General features: G+C 54.0%; 16 protein-coding genes. 11 read left to right on the forward strand and 5 right to left on the reverse strand.

Features of this window, described 5'->3' with window-relative positions; translation table 11 throughout:
* The first annotated feature begins 260 nt into the window (after positions 1-260).
* Together ACNQ0T_RS09080 and ACNQ0T_RS09085 are read left to right on the forward strand one after the other, a co-directional pair.
* Complete coding sequence (locus ACNQ0T_RS09080; protein ID WP_417929921.1) at positions 261-1481, forward strand: diguanylate phosphodiesterase; 1221 nt, start codon at positions 261-263, stop codon at positions 1479-1481.
* Between the two features lie 188 nt (positions 1482-1669).
* Positions 1670-2398 carry a MerR family transcriptional regulator gene (locus ACNQ0T_RS09085; RefSeq protein WP_417929922.1) on the forward strand — a complete coding sequence of 243 codons (729 nt, stop codon included), beginning with the start codon at positions 1670-1672 and terminating at the stop codon, positions 2396-2398.
* A 110-nt stretch (positions 2399-2508) separates the two neighbouring features.
* Here ACNQ0T_RS09085 and ACNQ0T_RS09090 read toward each other — a convergent pair whose 3' ends face one another.
* On the reverse strand, positions 2509-3102 hold the full coding sequence (locus ACNQ0T_RS09090; protein WP_417929923.1) for a DUF3828 domain-containing protein: 594 nt from the start codon (positions 3100-3102) through the stop codon (positions 2509-2511).
* 496 nt (positions 3103-3598) lie between these two features.
* On the opposite strand from ACNQ0T_RS09090, the gene sufA reads away from it, so the two are divergent.
* The 7 genes from sufA to ldtE all read left to right on the forward strand — a co-directional run bounded on the left by sufA (position 3599) and on the right by ldtE (position 10227).
* A complete protein-coding gene (gene sufA / locus ACNQ0T_RS09095; RefSeq protein WP_417929925.1) occupies positions 3599-3967 on the forward strand; it encodes a Fe-S cluster assembly scaffold SufA in 369 nt (122 codons plus the stop codon).
* Between the two features lie 8 nt (positions 3968-3975).
* Positions 3976-5466, forward strand: coding sequence for a Fe-S cluster assembly protein SufB (gene sufB / locus ACNQ0T_RS09100; RefSeq protein ID WP_023299931.1), 1491 nt, complete (start codon positions 3976-3978; stop codon positions 5464-5466).
* Between the two features lie 9 nt (positions 5467-5475).
* Positions 5476-6222 (forward strand): Fe-S cluster assembly ATPase SufC, encoded by a 747-nt coding sequence (sufC, locus tag ACNQ0T_RS09105; RefSeq protein WP_022647874.1) that lies wholly within the window; start codon positions 5476-5478, stop codon positions 6220-6222.
* Complete coding sequence (gene sufD / locus ACNQ0T_RS09110; protein WP_058647191.1) at positions 6197-7468, forward strand: Fe-S cluster assembly protein SufD; 1272 nt, start codon at positions 6197-6199, stop codon at positions 7466-7468. The genes sufC and sufD overlap by 26 nt, the downstream gene beginning before the upstream one ends.
* Positions 7465-8685, forward strand: coding sequence for a cysteine desulfurase SufS (gene sufS, locus ACNQ0T_RS09115; RefSeq protein ID WP_023299934.1), 1221 nt, complete (start codon positions 7465-7467; stop codon positions 8683-8685). The genes sufD and sufS overlap by 4 nt, the downstream gene beginning before the upstream one ends.
* 14 nt (positions 8686-8699) lie before the next feature.
* The gene (gene sufE, locus ACNQ0T_RS09120) at positions 8700-9116 is read left to right on the forward strand and encodes a cysteine desulfuration protein SufE (protein ID WP_023299935.1); all 417 of its coding nucleotides are present in this window, start codon (positions 8700-8702) and stop codon (positions 9114-9116) included.
* 97 nt (positions 9117-9213) lie between these two features.
* Positions 9214-10227, forward strand: a complete 1014-nt coding sequence (ldtE, locus tag ACNQ0T_RS09125) for a L,D-transpeptidase LdtE (protein WP_023299936.1) — start codon at positions 9214-9216, stop codon at positions 10225-10227.
* 60 nt (positions 10228-10287) lie between these two features.
* On the opposite strand, the gene lpp is transcribed toward ldtE, so the two are convergent.
* From lpp to ACNQ0T_RS09145, 4 genes are all read right to left on the reverse strand, one after another.
* Complete coding sequence (gene lpp / locus ACNQ0T_RS09130; RefSeq protein WP_001082307.1) at positions 10288-10524, reverse strand: murein lipoprotein Lpp; 237 nt, start codon at positions 10522-10524, stop codon at positions 10288-10290.
* Positions 10525-10836: 312 nt separating this feature from the next.
* Positions 10837-12258: a pyruvate kinase PykF gene (gene pykF, locus ACNQ0T_RS09135; RefSeq protein ID WP_015570703.1), complete on the reverse strand. Its 1422-nt coding sequence runs from the start codon at positions 12256-12258 to the stop codon at positions 10837-10839.
* Positions 12259-12635: 377 nt separating this feature from the next.
* The gene (locus tag ACNQ0T_RS09140) at positions 12636-13781 is read right to left on the reverse strand and encodes a trans-sulfuration enzyme family protein (RefSeq protein WP_417929928.1); all 1146 of its coding nucleotides are present in this window, start codon (positions 13779-13781) and stop codon (positions 12636-12638) included.
* A 12-nt stretch (positions 13782-13793) separates the two neighbouring features.
* Positions 13794-15164, reverse strand: coding sequence for a pyridoxal-phosphate dependent enzyme (locus tag ACNQ0T_RS09145; protein WP_063200884.1), 1371 nt, complete (start codon positions 15162-15164; stop codon positions 13794-13796).
* A gap of 399 nt (positions 15165-15563) precedes the next feature.
* Here ACNQ0T_RS09145 and ACNQ0T_RS09150 point away from each other — a divergent pair, with 399 nt between their 5' ends.
* Together ACNQ0T_RS09150 and ACNQ0T_RS09155 are read left to right on the forward strand one after the other, a co-directional pair.
* Positions 15564-16586 (forward strand): methionine ABC transporter ATP-binding protein, encoded by a 1023-nt coding sequence (locus ACNQ0T_RS09150; RefSeq protein WP_023299939.1) that lies wholly within the window; start codon positions 15564-15566, stop codon positions 16584-16586.
* The gene (locus ACNQ0T_RS09155; RefSeq protein WP_017384621.1) at positions 16579-17247 is read left to right on the forward strand and encodes a methionine ABC transporter permease; all 669 of its coding nucleotides are present in this window, start codon (positions 16579-16581) and stop codon (positions 17245-17247) included. The genes ACNQ0T_RS09150 and ACNQ0T_RS09155 overlap by 8 nt, the downstream gene beginning before the upstream one ends.
* Positions 17248-17258 lie beyond the last annotated feature (11 nt).

The following is a 17258-nucleotide window of genomic DNA, read 5'->3' on the forward strand; positions in this document are numbered from 1 at the left end:
GTACAATTTTTTAAATATTTTATAATACATTTTATAAAATCATTATTTATCAGATGCTTATTCTTATACGATTTACTGCGGTATTCACAAGATATATTGTACAATCCGAAGCGGCGTCGCAGAGTTGTACAAGCCCGTAAATGACGCAAAAAAGCCGTGTAAATCGTTGAGATGTAAATTATTTGTTGGGCAATTAATGTGCTATAACAGAGTTTTCCCCACGTGTTTTCGTGGTCACCCCCTCAATCTTCAGGATTAGCATGCTCACAACCATCATTTACCGCAGTCATATCTGCGAGGACGTTCCAGTGAAAGCGCTGGAAGACATGGTCGCTGCTGCAAATTGTAGAAATCGCCAGTTCGATGTGACGGGGATTTTGCTGTTTAACGGCACACACTTTTTTCAGTTACTTGAAGGGCCCGCTGATAACGTTAAGGAGATCTATGAGCTCATCTGCCGTGACCCACGGCATCACAACGTGGTCGAATTGTTGAGCGATCACGGGCCTTCAAGACGTTTTGGCAATGTGGGTATGGAGCTCTTCGACCTTCGTCAGTACGACACCAACGAAGTGCTGCAACAGGTTCTTGATAAAGGCACAAGCCGCTATCAGCTAACCTATAACGATCGCGCCCTGCAATTTTTCCGCACCTTCGTTGAGGCCACTGAAAAAGCCAACTACTTTGAGCTGCCTCCTGCTGACGCCTGGGAGTTTATCACCGAAAACACGCCGTTATCCTCCCAGCCGACGGTAGTGGCAAAGGGAGCGGACTGTAGTTTCGCGTTTCAACCTATCGTCGATCCGTTTATGCAGCAGGTTGTTTCCTGGGAAGCCCTGATCCGCACGCCGTCCGGTGAGTCCCCGGAAAGCTATTTTGCCCACCTGTCGCGTGAGGCGCTGTACGAATCGGATCTGAAGAGTAAACAGGTGGCTTTGTCGATGGCCAGCGCGCTGGGCCTACAGACTCAAACATTGTCCATTAATCTGCTGCCGATGACGCTGGTCAATGTTCCTGGCGCCGTCGATTTTTTACTGACGGCAATTGAGGCGAACGGTTTTGTGCCGGAGCAAATTGTAGTCGAGTTCACCGAGAGCGAGGCCATCTCGCGCTTTGAAGAGTTCACCAGCGCGGTCAGACAGCTTAAAAGCGCCGGGATCAGCGTGGCCATCGATCACTTTGGCGCGGGATTCGCCGGTCTGCAACTGCTGGCCCAGTTCCAGCCGGACAGAATCAAGATCAACCGTGATTTGATTGCCAACGTGCACAAGAGCGGCCCGCGTCAGGCGATCATTCAGTCGATCATTAAATGCTGTGCGTCCCTGGAAATTCTGTTCTGTGCGGTTGGCGTAGAGCTGGCTGAAGAGTGGATGTGGCTGGAATCAGCCGGGATTTCTCAGTTCCAGGGACACCTTTTCGCCAGCCCGCGTCTGGGGGGCATTCCGGCGATTGCCTGGCCCGAGAAAAAGTACGATTTATAAAAACCTGTACGTAACTCTTAATAGTGACCTGTACGTACGGCTAAATTTATACAACAATACATTAACGAGTGAGGGGTTCTTTGAGCCATTCACTTGTCTCAGAACGAGGAGTTAGTTATACAAATGATTTGTACAATCTGATAAGGTTGGTTTGGTTAGGTATGGAAGTATTGTGCGTGAGGGAGTTAATGGCCTATTACAGTATCGGCGAAGTGGCCGAACGATGCGGTATCAACCCCGTTACGCTGCGTGCCTGGCAGCGCCGTTATGGATTGTTGAAGCCGCAGCGAAGTGAAGGGGGTCATCGTCAGTTTGACGATGAAGATATCCTGCGTATCGAAGAGATCAAACGCCTGATGAAAACGGGTGTTTCGGTCGGTAAAGTAAAAGCGCTTCTTGAAAATACAGAAGTGATGACTCAGGGGAACTGGGCATCGTTTCAGGAAGAGATGTTAACCGTTCTGCGCTATGCCAGCCCGGCAAAACTGCGCGCCAAAATCAGTGAGTTCCGCCGCGACCATGCGATGGATGTTCTGATAGATAACATCATCACCCCTGTGCGTCAGCGAATGAATCAGGATCAGAATACGGTGCGTCATATGGCGAGCCTGCTCGACGGTGTCCTGATTGAGTTTGCCGTTACTAGCCTGGTTGAATCACGAAAAAAAGCAGGTAAAGATGCGCTACTGGTTGGATGGGAGTGCGACGACCGTACGCATTTGTGGCTGGAAGCGGCCCGTCTTGCCTATAAGGGCTGGCATATTGACGTGCTGGCTGAGCCGATTGATTCTCCGCGTCCGGAACTCTTTCCCGGGCAAAAAATTTTCGTCTGGACCGGTAAAGCGCCTACGCCTCGTCAACAGGAGCAGCTTGACCACTGGCGTGAACAGGGTTTCGCCGTTTCGTTCCATCACTGATGTTAAGGGGGCCAACGGTAAACCGCCAGCGCGGGTTTTTAGCCTTCTGGCGATACGACAGGGGTATCCGCGAAGATGCATAGCATCAGTACCCCTGTCATATCGTCGGTTTATTCCATCATCAGGTTGTCTGAAATATTCATACTGGCCACGGATTCAACTTTCCACACGCCATCTTCCTTGACCATGCAGTCAATTACGGTGTGATCCCGCTTTTTGCCGAATGAGATATAAACCTGCATACAGGCGGCATCGTAATCCAGCGCCCGCGCACTGACGATGCCCCAGTCATCTTCATATCCCTGAGCCTTGATGAACATATCGACGTCAGGCACGTCATATTCATCTGGATCCAGCTTATCCATGTCTTTGAGTTTGCTGATGGTTTCACGGGTTACATATGGCCTCAGCGCTTCATAGTTTTTCAGGGGCTCTTTCCCGATAATAATTTGCGAGATGTACCACTTATTAAACTGAAGGGCAGCGGAGACCTCAGGGGGTAACTTCTGTGCAGCGGATGCGAGAGTGGGCAGAAGCAGGATCGCCAGAATTAAATTGCTTTTCATATCCTTAGCATAATGTGTGTTCTGTAGATTAGCACCGCCGGCGCGAATGAATTTTGAAACAAATTCTGCACATCTTTTCTGGCTATACTGACCTGCATGCTGGCGAGCATGAACTGCGGCTTTATGGGCACTCCACATAATTTAATCCCTTACTGAATAAATGGTTAACAAGGGAAACATTACGCCGAAAAGGGACGAGTTTATGTAATTAATCATGATCGGAATTTAACCACTATCAGACTGATAAATAATGGTTAACTTATCCATCAAACGTCTTTATGCGCGCCCAGGTAAGGCAAAAAAGAATTAAAAAGAACCTGGCTTAAGGGGGAGGCATACGTAAAAAATGTATATGATGCCTGGGCGTACTTTAGCTATCTTAAAAATAGGTATTTTCAATACAATTTTTATTATTGCCCGCCACCTTACCGCCTTTCTTATGAAATGCATTATTTATCAATGCATTGAACAAAACTAACCCATCCATCCGCATCCCGTCACAGGGTCTATGCTTAATGAAAGTAGCCAAAAAGGGCGGTTTAGCCCAAAGCCCCTGCTCGCAGGGGGTTGAAGTGATAATCGTTATCACTAACATGGTGTTATGCCCTGGTGGCTTATCAGATGAGGTGGACCTATGGAACTGCATTCAGAAACCTTCAATCCGGCCGATTTTGCCTGGCGTGGCTTAACGCTGACGCCCGCGGCGGCGGCGCATATTCATGAGCTGGTGGCAAAAAATCCCGACATCCTCGGCGTACACTTAGGCGTTAAGCAGACGGGCTGCGCAGGATTTGGCTACGTGCTGGATACCGTAACCGAACCCAAAAAGGACGATCTGGTCTTTGAAACCGACGGTGCAAAGTTATACGTCGCGCTACAGGCTATGCCGTTTATCGATGGAACCGAAGTCGACTACGTTCGGGAAGGTTTAAACCAGTTATTCAAATTTCATAACCCGAAAGCCCAGAACGAATGCGGCTGCGGCGAAAGCTTTGGGGTATAGGCGGTACTATGTCTCGTAATACTGAAGCAACGAGTGATGTAAACACCTGGAGCGGCGGACACCTCAACTATAAAGAGGGTTTCTTCACGCAGCTGCAAACTGACGAGCTGGCGAAAGGCATCAACGAAGAGGTCGTGCGCGCCATTTCGGCCAAACGTAACGAGCCGGAGTGGATGCTGGAGTTTCGCCTGAGCGCATTCCGCGCGTGGCTGGAGATGGAAGAACCCCACTGGCTGAAAGCGCATTACGATAAGCTGAACTATCAGGATTACAGCTATTACTCCGCGCCCTCATGCGGCAGCTGCGATGATACCTGTGCCTCGCAGCCCGGCGCGGTACAGCAAACCGGTGCCGAGAACAGCTTCCTGAGTAAAGAGGTGGAAGAGGCCTTCAATCAGCTCGGCGTGCCCGTGCGCGAAGGTAAAGAGGTGGCGGTGGACGCCATTTTTGACTCCGTCTCGGTGGCAACCACCTACCGTGAAAAGCTGGCGGAGCAGGGGATAATTTTCTGCTCCTTTGGGGAAGCCATTCACGATCACCCGGAGCTGGTGAAAAAGTACATTGGCACCGTGGTACCCAGTAACGATAACTTCTTCGCGGCACTGAATGCGGCGGTGGCGTCAGACGGCACCTTTATCTACGTGCCTAAAGGTGTGCGCTGCCCGATGGAGCTCTCGACCTATTTCCGCATCAACGCGGAAAAAACCGGCCAGTTTGAACGCACCATCCTGGTGGCCGATGAAGGCAGCTACGTCAGCTATATCGAAGGCTGTTCGGCGCCGGTGCGCGACAGCTACCAGCTGCACGCGGCGGTGGTAGAGGTGATCATCCATAAAGACGCGGAAGTGAAATACTCTACGGTACAGAACTGGTTCCCGGGCGATGGCAACACCGGTGGTATTCTGAACTTCGTCACCAAGCGTGCGCTGTGCGAGGGTGAAAACAGTAAGATGTCCTGGACGCAGTCAGAAACCGGCTCCGCCATTACCTGGAAATACCCGAGCTGTATTCTGCGCGGCGACAACTCCATCGGTGAGTTTTACTCCGTGGCGCTGACCAGCGGTCATCAGCAGGCCGATACCGGTACCAAGATGATCCACATCGGCAAAAACACCAGATCGACCATCATCTCCAAAGGGATCTCTGCCGGTCACAGCCAGAACAGCTATCGCGGGCTGGTGAAAATCATGCCGACAGCCACCAACGCACGTAACTTTACCCAGTGCGACTCCATGCTGATTGGTGCGGACTGCGGGGCGCATACCTTCCCCTATGTCGAATGCCGCAATAACAGCGCCCAGCTCGAGCATGAGGCGACTACGTCACGTATTGGTGAAGATCAGCTGTTCTACTGCCTGCAACGCGGGATCAGTGAAGAAGATGCGATTTCAATGATTGTTAACGGCTTCTGTAAGGACGTGTTCTCTGAACTGCCGCTGGAATTTGCCGTTGAAGCCCAGAAACTCCTCGCCATTAGTCTTGAACACAGCGTCGGTTAAGGAAAGCACATGTTAAGCATTAAAGATTTACAGGTTAGCGTGGAAGAGAAAGAGATCCTGCGTGGGCTCAATTTTGACGTCAAACCGGGTGAAGTTCACGCCATCATGGGGCCAAACGGCTCCGGGAAAAGTACGCTTTCAGCGACGCTGGCAGGACGCGAAGATTATGAGGTCACCAGCGGCTCCGTTGAGTTTAACGGCAAGGATCTGCTGGAGATGTCGCCTGAAGAGCGTGCCGGTGAGGGCATCTTTATGGCCTTCCAGTATCCGGTGGAAATCCCGGGCGTCAGCAACCAGTTCTTCCTGCAAACCGCGCTGAACGCGGTGCGCAAGTATCGCGGACTTGAGGCGCTGGATCGCTTTGACTTCCAGGATCTGATGGAAGAGAAAATCAAGCTGCTGAAAATGCCGGAAGATCTGCTCACCCGCTCGGTGAACGTGGGTTTCTCCGGCGGTGAGAAAAAACGTAACGATATTCTGCAAATGGCGGTTCTTGAGCCGGAGCTTTGCATTCTCGATGAAACCGATTCAGGGCTGGATATTGATGCCCTGAAGATCGTTGCCGACGGCGTAAACTCTCTGCGTGACGGTAACCGCTCATTTATTATCGTGACTCACTACCAGCGTATTCTGGACTACATCAAACCGGACTATGTCCACGTGCTTTATCAGGGGCGCATTGTGAAATCCGGTGACTTTACGCTGGTTAAACAACTGGAGGAGCAGGGTTATGGCTGGCTTACCGAACAGCAGTAATGCACTCCAGCAGTGGCACCGGCTGTTTGAAGCGCAGGGTGGAGCGCGCTCTGAACAGGCTCAGCACCATCTCCAGCAGATGCTGCGTCTCGGTTTACCGACGCGTAAGCATGAGAACTGGAAATATACCCCGCTGGACGGCCTGCTGAACGGCGAGTTTGTCACCCGTCTGGCGCAGGTTAGCCCCGGTCAGCGCGATGTGCTGGCGCTGAGCGTGGATGCCGTGCGTCTGGTGTTTGTAGACGGGCAGTTTCGTGAGGAACTCAGCGACAGCGTACAGGAGAGCGGGTTCGATATCGCCATTAACGACGAGCGCCAGTCGCTGAGTGCTCCGGTCCAGCCTGACGTCTTTCTGCACCTCACAGAGAGCCTGTCTCAGTCTGTCACCCATATTCACGTTAAGCGTAACCAGCGCCCGGCGAAACCGCTGCTGCTGATGCATATCACCCAGGGTGTTGAGGGCGACGAGATCAACACCGCCCACTATCGCCACCATCTCGAGCTGGCAGAAGGGGCAGAAGCGACGGTAATTGAGCATTACGTTAGTCTGAACGACACCCGCCATTTTACCGGCTCGCGTCTGACGATGAACGTGGCGGCCAACGCCCAGCTGCACCATATCAAGCTGGCGTTTGAGAATCCGCTCAGTCACCACTTCGCCCACAACGATATTCTGCTGGGCCAGGATGCCGCGGCGTACAGCCACAGCTTCCTGCTTGGCGGCGCGGTGCTGCGCCACAATACCAGCACCCAGCTGAACGGTGAGAACACTACGCTGCGTATTAACAGCCTGGCGATGCCGGTGAAGTCAGAAGTATGCGACACGCGCACCTGGCTTGAGCATAACAAAGGCTACTGCAACAGCCGTCAGCTGCACAAAACCATCGTCAGCGACAAAGGACGTGCGGTGTTTAACGGCCTGATCAATGTGGCGCAGCACGCCATCAAAACTGACGGGCAGATGACCAACAACAACCTTTTGCTGGGACGTCTGGCAGAGGTGGACACCAAACCACAGCTGGAAATTTATGCGGACGACGTGAAATGCAGCCACGGCGCAACGGTCGGGCGTATTGACGATGAGCAGATGTTCTACCTGCGCTCTCGCGGGATAGACCAGCAGGCCGCGCAAAAGATGATTATTTACGCCTTTGCGGCTGAGCTGACGGAAGCGCTGCCCGATGGCGGACTTAAACAGCAGGTGCTGGCCCGTATCGGTCAGCGGCTGCCTGGAGGCGAAGCATGACATTTCCCGTAGAGAAAGTCCGGGCAGATTTTCCGGTACTGACCCGTGAAGTGAACGGTCTGCCGCTGGCCTATCTCGACAGTGCGGCCAGCGCGCAAAAACCGAATCAGGTGGTGGATGCGGAAGCCGAGTTTTACCGCCACGGTTATGCGGCGGTCCATCGCGGGATCCACACTCTGAGCGCCGAGGCGACCCAGCGCATGGAAAACGTGCGCACGCAGGTTGCGGCGTTTCTCAACGCGCGTTCGCCGGAAGAGCTGGTGTTCGTGCGTGGCACCACCGAAGGGATCAACCTGGTGGCTAACAGCTGGGGCAATGCGCAGGTGCACGCGGGGGATAACATCATCATCACCCAGATGGAGCACCACGCTAACATCGTGCCCTGGCAGATGCTCTGTGAGCGTATGGGGGCGCAACTGCGGGTGATCCCGCTAAACGAAGACGGTACGCTTCAGCTTGAACAGCTGGACGCCCTGCTTGACGACAGAACGCGGCTGGTAGCGGTGACCCACGTTTCAAACGTGCTGGGGACGGAAAATCCGGTGGCGCTGATCGTCGACAAAGCCCATCAGGCCGGTGCGAAAGTGTTGATTGATGGCGCCCAGGCGGTGATGCACCATGCGGTTGACGTTCAGGCCCTGGACTGCGATTTCTACGTCTTCTCCGGGCACAAGCTGTATGGTCCGACGGGCATCGGCGTGTTGTATGTGAAGGAGGATATTCTCCAGGCCATGCCGCCGTGGGAAGGGGGCGGGTCAATGATTGCCACCGTCAGCCTGACGGAAGGCACAACCTACGCCCGGGCGCCCTGGCGCTTCGAGGCGGGCACGCCAAACACGGGCGGGATCATCGGGCTGGGCGCGGCCATTAGCTACGTATCTGAAACGGGGCTGGCGGCGATTCAGGAGTACGAACAGCTGCTGATGCAATATGCCTTGCAGGAGCTTGCCGGCGTCCCGGATCTGACCTTATATGGCCCTGCTGACCGTCTGGGTGTGATAGCCTTCAACCTCGGCAAGCATCACGCTTATGATGTGGGCAGTTTCCTGGATAATTACGGCGTCGCCGTACGTACCGGGCATCACTGCGCGATGCCACTGATGGCGTATTATCAGGTACCGGCCATGTGCCGCGCATCGCTGGTGATGTACAACACAACGGAAGAGGTCGACAGACTGGTGGCGGGACTGAAACGTATTCACCAGCTGCTTGGCTAACGGAGAGGCGAGAGATGGCAGATTTGCCGGACAGAGATAAATTGCTGCGTAACTTTGGGCGTTGCGCAAACTGGGAAGAGAAATACCTTTATATTATCGAGCTAGGTCAGCGCCTGCCGCCGCTCAGCGAAGCGGCGCATAACCGGGACAACATCATTCAGGGCTGCCAGAGCCAGGTCTGGATCCAGATGCAGCAGACGGAGGATGGCGTAATCGATTTACAGGGTGACAGCGATGCCGCCATTGTGAAGGGGCTTATTGCCGTCGTATTTATTCTTTATCACCAGATGTCGGCGCAGGATATTGTCGCCTTTGACGTTCGCTCGTGGTTTGAAAAAATGGCCTTAACCCAACACCTCACCCCGTCCCGCTCCCAGGGACTGGAAGCGATGATCCGCGCCATACGCGCCAAAGCCGCAATCCTTAGCTAAACTGACAGAACAGCATTCATTCTGTTTCGCGGGGTGGTTTCCACCTCGCTGGTTTTTCAGCTTTCTGACGTTTGGTCAGTGAATAAGGAATCTCAGCATGAAGCGCGCGTCTCTAATAACTCTATTACTCCTTGGTTCGCTCGGTGCTGTTAATTCAGCCAGGGCGGTTGATTATCCTTTACCGCCCGCAGGCAGCCGCCTGATTGGGCAAAATCAGACATACACCATTCAGGAAGGCGACAATAAGCTCCAGGCTATCGCTCGTCGGTTTAATACCGCCGCACAGCTTATCCTTGAAACCAATAATACCATTGCACCGGTAAACCCTGCGCCAGGAACGGTCATTACCATTCCTTCCCAGATGCTGCTCCCGGACACCGAGCGTGAGGGCATTGTGGTGAATCTGGCGGAGCTGCGTCTTTACTTCTATCCGCCTGGCGAAAATATCGTGCAGGTCTATCCGCTGGGTATTGGTCAGCTTGGGCTGGAAACACCGGTCAGCACCACCCGTGTGAGTCAGAAAATCCCTAACCCTACCTGGACCCCCACAGCGGGCATCAGAGCGCGCTCACTGGCGCAGGGCATTAAACTGCCGCCTGTGGTGCCCGCAGGGCCAAATAACCCGCTGGGGCGCTTTGCGCTGCGTCTGGGTATCGGGAATGGGGAATATCTTATTCATGGCACCAGCGCGCCGGACAGCGTAGGGCTACGGGTCAGCTCGGGCTGTATGCGAATGAACGCGCCGGATATCAAAGCGTTGTTTGAACAAGTGCGCGTCGGCACGCGGGTGCAGATTATCAATGAGCCGGTGAAGTTCTCCGTCGAGCCGGACGGCAAACGTTATATCGAGGTGCACAGGCCGCTGGCGCAGGCTGAGGGCGAAAACCCACAGACGGTGCCGTTCACGCACTCAGCGGCGTTTACCGCCTTCGCAGCGGAATCAGGTAGCGATAAAACGCTAATCGACAAAGCTCTGGCGCGCAGAGCCGGGATCCCGGTTGCCGTTTCAGCAGGCAATGGTTCGTCAGCCAGCAATTCTGTCCTGTCGGTTCAGAACAGTCGTGTCTCAGCGGCGGTGACGGAAGGCGAGGGAGAGAAAGCGCTTCAGTAGAGGTTTGACGAAGGCAAAAAAAATGGCGCACAATGTGCGCCATTTTATTAACAGGTACTATTACTTACGGTATTTAGTAGCCTGGTTGTCCAGACGCTGGTTAGCGCGAGCTGCGTCGTCTTTAGCAGCCTGAACGTCGGAACGCATTGCGTTCACGTCGTTGCTCAGCTGGTCAACTTTAGCGTTCAGAGTCTGAACGTCAGAAGACAGCTGATCGATTTTAGCGTTGCTGGAGCAACCTGCCAGCAGAGTAGAACCCAGGATTACCGCGCCCAGTACCAGTTTAGTACGATTCATTATTAATACCCTCTAGATTGAGTTAATCTCCATGTAGCGTTACAAGTATTACACAAAGTTTTTTGGGTTGAGAATATTTTTTTGATGGGATTACGCCTATTTTTGATCGTTCGCTCAAAGAAGCAACGAAATCGGCAATTTTGACGAAAAAGCTATGTTAAAAAAGGCATTTTTCATCGGATTCATCTTAGATAAATCGCGATTAAATAGAAAAACCCGATTTGCTTTTTGAATAGTTCTGGTTAATGGCGGGAATAAAAAAAGCGCCCCGAAGGACGCTTTTTAACAAAACAATAATTTGTTCGTGAAATATTACAGTACGTGGACAGATGCAGTGTTGGTTGTACCGCTTGGTACCAGTGCACCAGAAACCATAACCACCACGTCGCCTTTCTGAGCCAGGCCACAATCAACCAGTTCCAGAGCCACTTCTTTACCCAGACGATAGAAATCATCGGTAGAGGCAATCTCTTTCACCAGGTGTGGGATCACGCCTTTGCTCAGCACCAGCTGACGCGCGGTGGTTTCGTTGGTGGTCAGCGCCAGAATGGTCGCATCCGGGAAGTATTTACGCACGGCACGCGCAGATTTACCGCCCTGGGTCGCCACGACAATCAGTGGGGCTTCCAGTTTCTCGGCGGTTTCTACCGCACCACGGCACACGGCTTCGGTGATGCGCAGTTTACGGCTGTCGTTGTTGTAATCCAGACGGCTTTTCATCACGCGGTCGGTACGCTCACAGATGGTCGCCATGATGCCGACCGCTTCCAGAGGGTATTTCCCTTTTGCAGATTCGCCAGACAGCATAACGGCATCGGTACCGTCGAGGATGGCGTTCGCCACGTCGCCGGCTTCAGCACGGGTAGGGCGTGGGTTTTTGATCATGGAGTCCAGCATCTGCGTTGCGGTGATAACCACTTTACGCGCGCGAACGCATTTCTCGATCATCATCTTCTGCGCGAAGATCACTTCTTCAACCGGGATTTCTACGCCCAGGTCGCCACGCGCTACCATGATACCGTCAGACGCTTCAAGGATTTCGTCGAAGTTGTTCAGGCCTTCCTGGTTTTCGATCTTGGAGATGATCTGAATGTTCTCACCGCCGTGCGCTTTCAGGTGCTCACGGATCTCAACCACGTCAGAACGTTTACGGATGAAGGACGCCGCAACGAAGTCCACACCTTGTTCGCAGCCGAAGATCAGGTCTTGTTTGTCTTTTTCAGCCAGCGCTGGCAGAGCAATGGACACGCCCGGCAGGTTAACGCCTTTGTTTTCGCCCAGATCGCCGTTGTTCAGCACTTTACAGATAACCTTGTTACCTTCAATCGCGGTCACTTCCATGCCGATCAGGCCGTCATCTACCAGCACGGTGTTGCCAACGGACAGATCGCTGGTGAAGCCTTCGTAGGTCACGGCAACGATTTCGTTATTACCTACAACGGATTTGTCGGTGGTGAAGGTGAAGGTCTGGCCCGCTTTCAGGGAAACGTCGTTACCGCCTTCCAGTTTGATGGTGCGGATTTCAGGACCTTTGGTGTCGAGCAGGATTGCCGCTTTTTTCCCGGTCTTGCTCATCACGTTGCGCAAGTTCTGAATACGCTGACCGTGTTCAGCATAGTCGCCGTGGGAGAAGTTCAGACGCATCACGTTCATGCCGGCATCCAGCATTTTGCTCAGCATCTCTTCGGATTCGGTTTTCGGGCCGATAGTACAAACAATTTTCGTCTTTTTCATGACAGTCTTAGTCTTTAAGTTGGGAAGGATATGGAAATCTCGCTCCGGGGGCGCACCGCCGCGGAGTCAAACCTGTGTTGCGAAAGAGTATATGACACGCACTAAGAATAGGTGACATCAAATGAGCGTGCAGAAGAAAGTGTGCCTGAGTGCCAGCCCAACGAAGGAGAGGAGAAGTTGTACGTTGTTTTTTGTATTCCAAGCGCTGAAACCATTCACCAGGGATTTGGCGCGCATTATACGCTGATTCACAGTAAAAAGGAAAATGGAAACAGCGTTTCAAAAACAATCTGTGCAGATTCACATAAGTTTGTTATCAAGGCGTTAAGGCCTAATGTCATCTTATGACGGCAGGCACAACGCCCGCCGTTTTTTGCTCACTTTTCCAGCGCCTGCTGAAGGTCGGCGATCAGATCCTTCGCATCCTCAATCCCCACCGACAGGCGTATCAGCTGCGGCACAATGCCGTTTGCAAGACGCTGCGCCAGTGGAATGGAGGCGTGGGTCATGCTGTAGGGCTGGCTCACCAGACTCTCCACCCCGCCCAGGCTTTCCGCCAGGGTAAAGAGCGTAAGATGACGAATCACCTCTGTCGCGCGTTGCGCATCGCCTTTAATCACAACGGAGATCATGCCGCCCGGCAGCGCCATTTGTCTGCGGGCAAGCGCATACTGGGGGTGTGACTCCAGCCCGGGATAGAGCACGCTCTCTACCTGCGGATGCTGCTCCAGCCATTGCGCAATCGCCAGCGCGTTGGCGCTGTGCTTCTCAACGCGCAGGGCGAGGGTGCGAATCCCCCGTAGCGTCAGGAAGCTGCTGAACGGATCCAGAACGCCGCCAACCGCGTTTTGCAGATAGCCCAGACGCTCCGTGAGATCCTTATTTGCCCCGACAACAGCCAGCCCGGCAACCACGTCTGAATGACCGTTGAGATATTTGGTGGCGGAGTGAACCACAATGTCGAACCCCGCCTCCAGCGGCCGGTGAATGACCGGGGAGGCGAAGGTATTATCCGCCACGCTGATCGCATTATGGCGCCGGGCAATGTCTGCGATGGCCTCCAGGTCGGCCAGTTTCAGCAGCGGGTTCGTCGGCGTTTCCACCCAGATCATGCGGGTGTTCGGGCGAATGGCGGCCTCAAGTCCGGCTATATCGTCCGGCTTAACCCAGCTCACCTGTAACCCGGTGCTGCGCTTGCGCACGTTTTCGATCAGGCGATACGTACCGCCATACACGTCGTCAATGGCAACGATATGGCTGTCTTTATCCAGCAGTTCGAGCACGGTGGAAATGGCCGCCAGCCCTGACGCGAAGGCGTACCCGCGCGTGCCGCCTTCCAGTTCGGCGATGGCGGTCTCCAGCGCATGGCGGGTTGGGTTGCCGCTCCGGGAGTATTCGTAGCCGGTATGTTCACCCGGTGCCGGTTGCGCAAACGTCGACGTGGCGTAAATTGGCGGCATCACGGCGCCGTGCGTGTCGTGATACTCACCGCTGTGAACGCTGAGGGTGGCCAGGTTTTTCATCTTTTGCTCCTTTTATTTCGTCAGGCGGTTACGCCAGGTGGTGAGTACGTCACTGCGTGTGATCAGACCCAGAAAGCGGTCTTCGTCATAAATAATCGCCACCAGGCCACGGTCAAAGATGGTGTACAGGGCGCTCTCCGGGGCCAGCTTATCCAGATATTCGACCTGACGCGTCATGGCCGCCGTCACGGGGAGAGAGAAGCGATCGGCATTTCCCTCAATGTGTCGCAGCAGGTCCCACTCGTCGATGATGCCGACGACCTTGTTGTTATCGAGCACCGGCAGCTGGGAGATGTCATACAGGCGCATGCGGGCCAGCACGGTGGAAAGCGTGTCGTCCGGGGCGGCAGTCACCGTCGCGCCTTCATCGTGGCGCAGGGCAATATAGTCCGAGAGATCGCCTGCCTGCGGACGTGAAATCAGCCCCTGCTGGCGCATCCAGTCGTCGTTGAACATCTTTGAGAGGTATTTATTGCCGCTGTCGCAGGCGAAGGTGACCACACGTTTTGGCGTAGTCTGCGCCTGGCAATATTTCAGCGCCGCCGCCAGCAGCGTGCCGGTGGAGGAGCCTGCCAGGATCCCTTCCGTTTTTAGCAGATCGCGGGCGGTGGTGAACGCCTCGCGATCGGTAATGCGCCAGGCGCGGTTAACCCCTTCGATGTGCGCCAGCGGAGGGATAAAGTCTTCGCCAATCCCTTCAACCAGCCACGATCCGGCATCGTGATGACGTCCGGTCTCAACCTGGTCCGCCAGCACCGACCCGGCCGGATCGGCAAGCACAAATTTCGTCTGCGGCGAATGTTCTGCAAACCACGCCTGTAAGCCACCCAGCGTACCGCCGGACCCCACGCCGACGACGATGGCATCGATCTGGCCGTCAAGCTGTTCAAACAGTTCCGGTGCGGTAGTGGTGCGGTGCGCCAGCGGATTGGCCGCGTTATTGAACTGGTCGATATAAAACGCGCCTGGCAGTTCGTTCGCCAGCCGCCGGGCATAATCCTGGTAGTAGGCCGGATGCCCTTTATTCACATCTGAACGGGTCAGCACGACCTGCGCCCCTAACGCGCGCAGGTGGAAAATCTTCTCGCGGCTCATTTTGTCCGGCACCACCAGGATCAGCGAGTATCCCTTTTGCGCCGCAATCAACGCCAGCCCCAGGCCGGTGTTCCCCGCCGTGGCTTCAATAATGGTGCCGCCGGGCCGTAGCTGCCCCATACGCTCGGCTTCGTTAATCATCGACAGCGCGACGCGGTCTTTAATCGAGCCGCCTGGATTCTGATTTTCCAGCTTCAGAAACAGCGAGCAGGGGCCGGTATCCAGCTTGTGCAGCTGGATGAGTGGCGTATGGCCAATTAGTTCGGTGACGGAGTGGTAAAGCGTCATGGTCATGTCCTGTGAAGAGGTGATGACCGGATGATAGGACCACGAAATTTTCTCAATAAAGAACGTTTCACTGGGTTTTAGAACAGAAAGGAATAATCCTTATGTTTTTGGGTGGAAAGACAGCAAGACGTAAAGTTGTCTGGATGTGAGGATGGCTATATCAGCACATAGTGCTGAAAAATTAACCAATTTCGTCGAATGAATAAGACCTGATATGCAAAAGGCAGATAATTATTGCAGATATTCATCTAAATGCTTTTCACCCGCCAGTTCGCTGCTTATTCCGCCGCATTATAAGAAATTCTTTTTTGGTCATTTAAAAGCTGATAACGGCTGTTTACTATCTTTTGGACATCCATACTGCTAAACCGCTATATGCGTAACGGATAACGAATAAGAATGATCGTACTCAGTAATATTTCGAAGGTTTTTGACAACGGGAAGCTGGCGCTGACAGCCGTTGATAACGTCAATTTGACGATAGAGCAGGGACAGATTTACGGGATCATTGGTTACAGCGGGGCCGGGAAAAGTACGCTTATCCGTCTGCTGAACGGTCTGGAAAAGCCCAGCGCCGGCAGCGTCACTATTAACGGTCAGGATATCTCCGCCGCGAAGGGAGAAGCGCTGCGTCAGGCACGCCTGAAAATCAGCATGGTGTTCCAGCACTTTAATCTGCTCTGGTCGCGCACGGTGAAGGAAAACATCGCCTTTTCAATGCAAATTGCCGGTGTGCCAAAAGCGCAAATTCAGGCTCGCGTTGCCGAGCTGGTGGAGCTGGTCGGCCTGAAGGGGCGCGAGAATGCCTACCCGTCGCAGCTGAGCGGCGGGCAAAAACAGCGTGTGGGCATTGCCCGCGCGCTGGCCAATCATCCGGACGTACTGCTGTGTGACGAAGCCACCTCGGCGCTAGATCCGCAGACCACCGATCAGATCCTCGATCTGCTCCTGGACATTAACCGTCGTTTTAACCTGACCATCGTACTCATTACGCATGAGATGCATGTGGTGCGCAAAATCTGCGACCGCGTGGCGGTAATGGAGAACGGCAAGGTGGTGGAAGAGGGGGAGGTGCTGAGCGTGTTTACGCATCCTCAGCAGCCGATCACCCGGCAGTTTGTCCGCCAGGTGAGCCAGTACGCGGAGGAAGAGACCTTCAATACCGAACTGGCAAATGAGCTGGAGGGCGCGGTCATCAAGCTCACCTTCACCGGGCACAGCACGCACAGGCCGATCGTCGGTGAACTGACCCTGCGCTACGGCCTGCCGTTTAACATCCTGCACGGCAAAATGACGCAAACCGCCCACGGTGTTTTCGGGCAGCTCTGGGTGCACGTGGTGGCATCGGATGAACAACTGAACAATATCCTCGCCGACCTGAAGCAAAGCGATATTGAAGGCGAGGTAATCAAGCATGGCTGAAGAACTCTTTCCGCACCTGAAGTGGGATCAACTTTGGGCTGCAACCCAGGAGACGCTCTACATGACCGCGCTTTCCGGCGTGGCGACGTTTGTTCTGGGGATCGCGCTCGGTCTGGCGCTGTTTTTAACCGCCCGCGGCGGGTTATTCCACAACCGCACGGTCTACAGCGTGATGTCGATTGTGGTGAACGTGTTCCGCTCGATTCCGTTCATCATTCTCATTGTTCTGCTGATCCCGTTCACCAAGACCGTTGTGGGGACCATTCTCGGCGCTAACGCTGCGCTGCCCGCTCTGATTGTGGGCGCCGCGCCGTTTTACGCCCGTCTGGTCGAGATTGCCCTGCGGGAAGTGGATAAAGGGGTAATTGAAGCCACGCGTTCGATGGGCGCGCGGCTGAGCACGTTAGTGTTTCGGGTTTTACTGCCGGAATCTTCACCCGCACTGGTTTCAGGTATGACGGTGACGCTGATTGCGCTGGTGAGCTACAGCGCAATGGCGGGGGTGATAGGTGCCGGCGGTTTGGGAAATCTGGCTTATCTGGAAGGATTCCAGCGCAACCATGGTGACGTCACGCTGGTGGCAACGGTGACCATTCTGATCATCGTGTTCATTATCCAGTTCTGCGGCGATGCCATTACTTCACTGTTAGATAAACGCTAATAAATACACAC

Origin of the sequence: Enterobacter cloacae complex sp.6700776 (assembly GCF_048284255.1) — a bacterium.
GTDB lineage: Bacteria > Pseudomonadota > Gammaproteobacteria > Enterobacterales > Enterobacteriaceae > Enterobacter > Enterobacter intestinihominis.

Coding starts and splice junctions, on each gene's coding strand:
- sufE (WP_023299935.1), top strand. CDS start 8,700: ATGGCAGATTTGCCGGACAGAGATAAATTGCTGCGTAACTTTGGGCGT.
- lpp (WP_001082307.1), bottom strand. CDS start 10,524: ATGAATCGTACTAAACTGGTACTGGGCGCGGTAATCCTGGGTTCTACT.
- ACNQ0T_RS09150 (WP_023299939.1), top strand. CDS start 15,564: ATGATCGTACTCAGTAATATTTCGAAGGTTTTTGACAACGGGAAGCTG.
- ACNQ0T_RS09090 (WP_417929923.1), bottom strand. CDS start 3,102: ATGTGGAGTGCCCATAAAGCCGCAGTTCATGCTCGCCAGCATGCAGGT.
- pykF (WP_015570703.1), bottom strand. CDS start 12,258: ATGAAAAAGACGAAAATTGTTTGTACTATCGGCCCGAAAACCGAATCC.
- sufA (WP_417929925.1), top strand. CDS start 3,599: ATGGAACTGCATTCAGAAACCTTCAATCCGGCCGATTTTGCCTGGCGT.
- ACNQ0T_RS09140 (WP_417929928.1), bottom strand. CDS start 13,781: ATGAAAAACCTGGCCACCCTCAGCGTTCACAGCGGTGAGTATCACGAC.
- sufC (WP_022647874.1), top strand. CDS start 5,476: ATGTTAAGCATTAAAGATTTACAGGTTAGCGTGGAAGAGAAAGAGATC.
- sufS (WP_023299934.1), top strand. CDS start 7,465: ATGACATTTCCCGTAGAGAAAGTCCGGGCAGATTTTCCGGTACTGACC.
- ldtE (WP_023299936.1), top strand. CDS start 9,214: ATGAAGCGCGCGTCTCTAATAACTCTATTACTCCTTGGTTCGCTCGGT.
- sufB (WP_023299931.1), top strand. CDS start 3,976: ATGTCTCGTAATACTGAAGCAACGAGTGATGTAAACACCTGGAGCGGC.
- ACNQ0T_RS09145 (WP_063200884.1), bottom strand. CDS start 15,164: ATGACGCTTTACCACTCCGTCACCGAACTAATTGGCCATACGCCACTC.
- ACNQ0T_RS09080 (WP_417929921.1), top strand. CDS start 261: ATGCTCACAACCATCATTTACCGCAGTCATATCTGCGAGGACGTTCCA.
- sufD (WP_058647191.1), top strand. CDS start 6,197: ATGGCTGGCTTACCGAACAGCAGTAATGCACTCCAGCAGTGGCACCGG.
- ACNQ0T_RS09085 (WP_417929922.1), top strand. CDS start 1,670: ATGGCCTATTACAGTATCGGCGAAGTGGCCGAACGATGCGGTATCAAC.
- ACNQ0T_RS09155 (WP_017384621.1), top strand. CDS start 16,579: ATGGCTGAAGAACTCTTTCCGCACCTGAAGTGGGATCAACTTTGGGCT.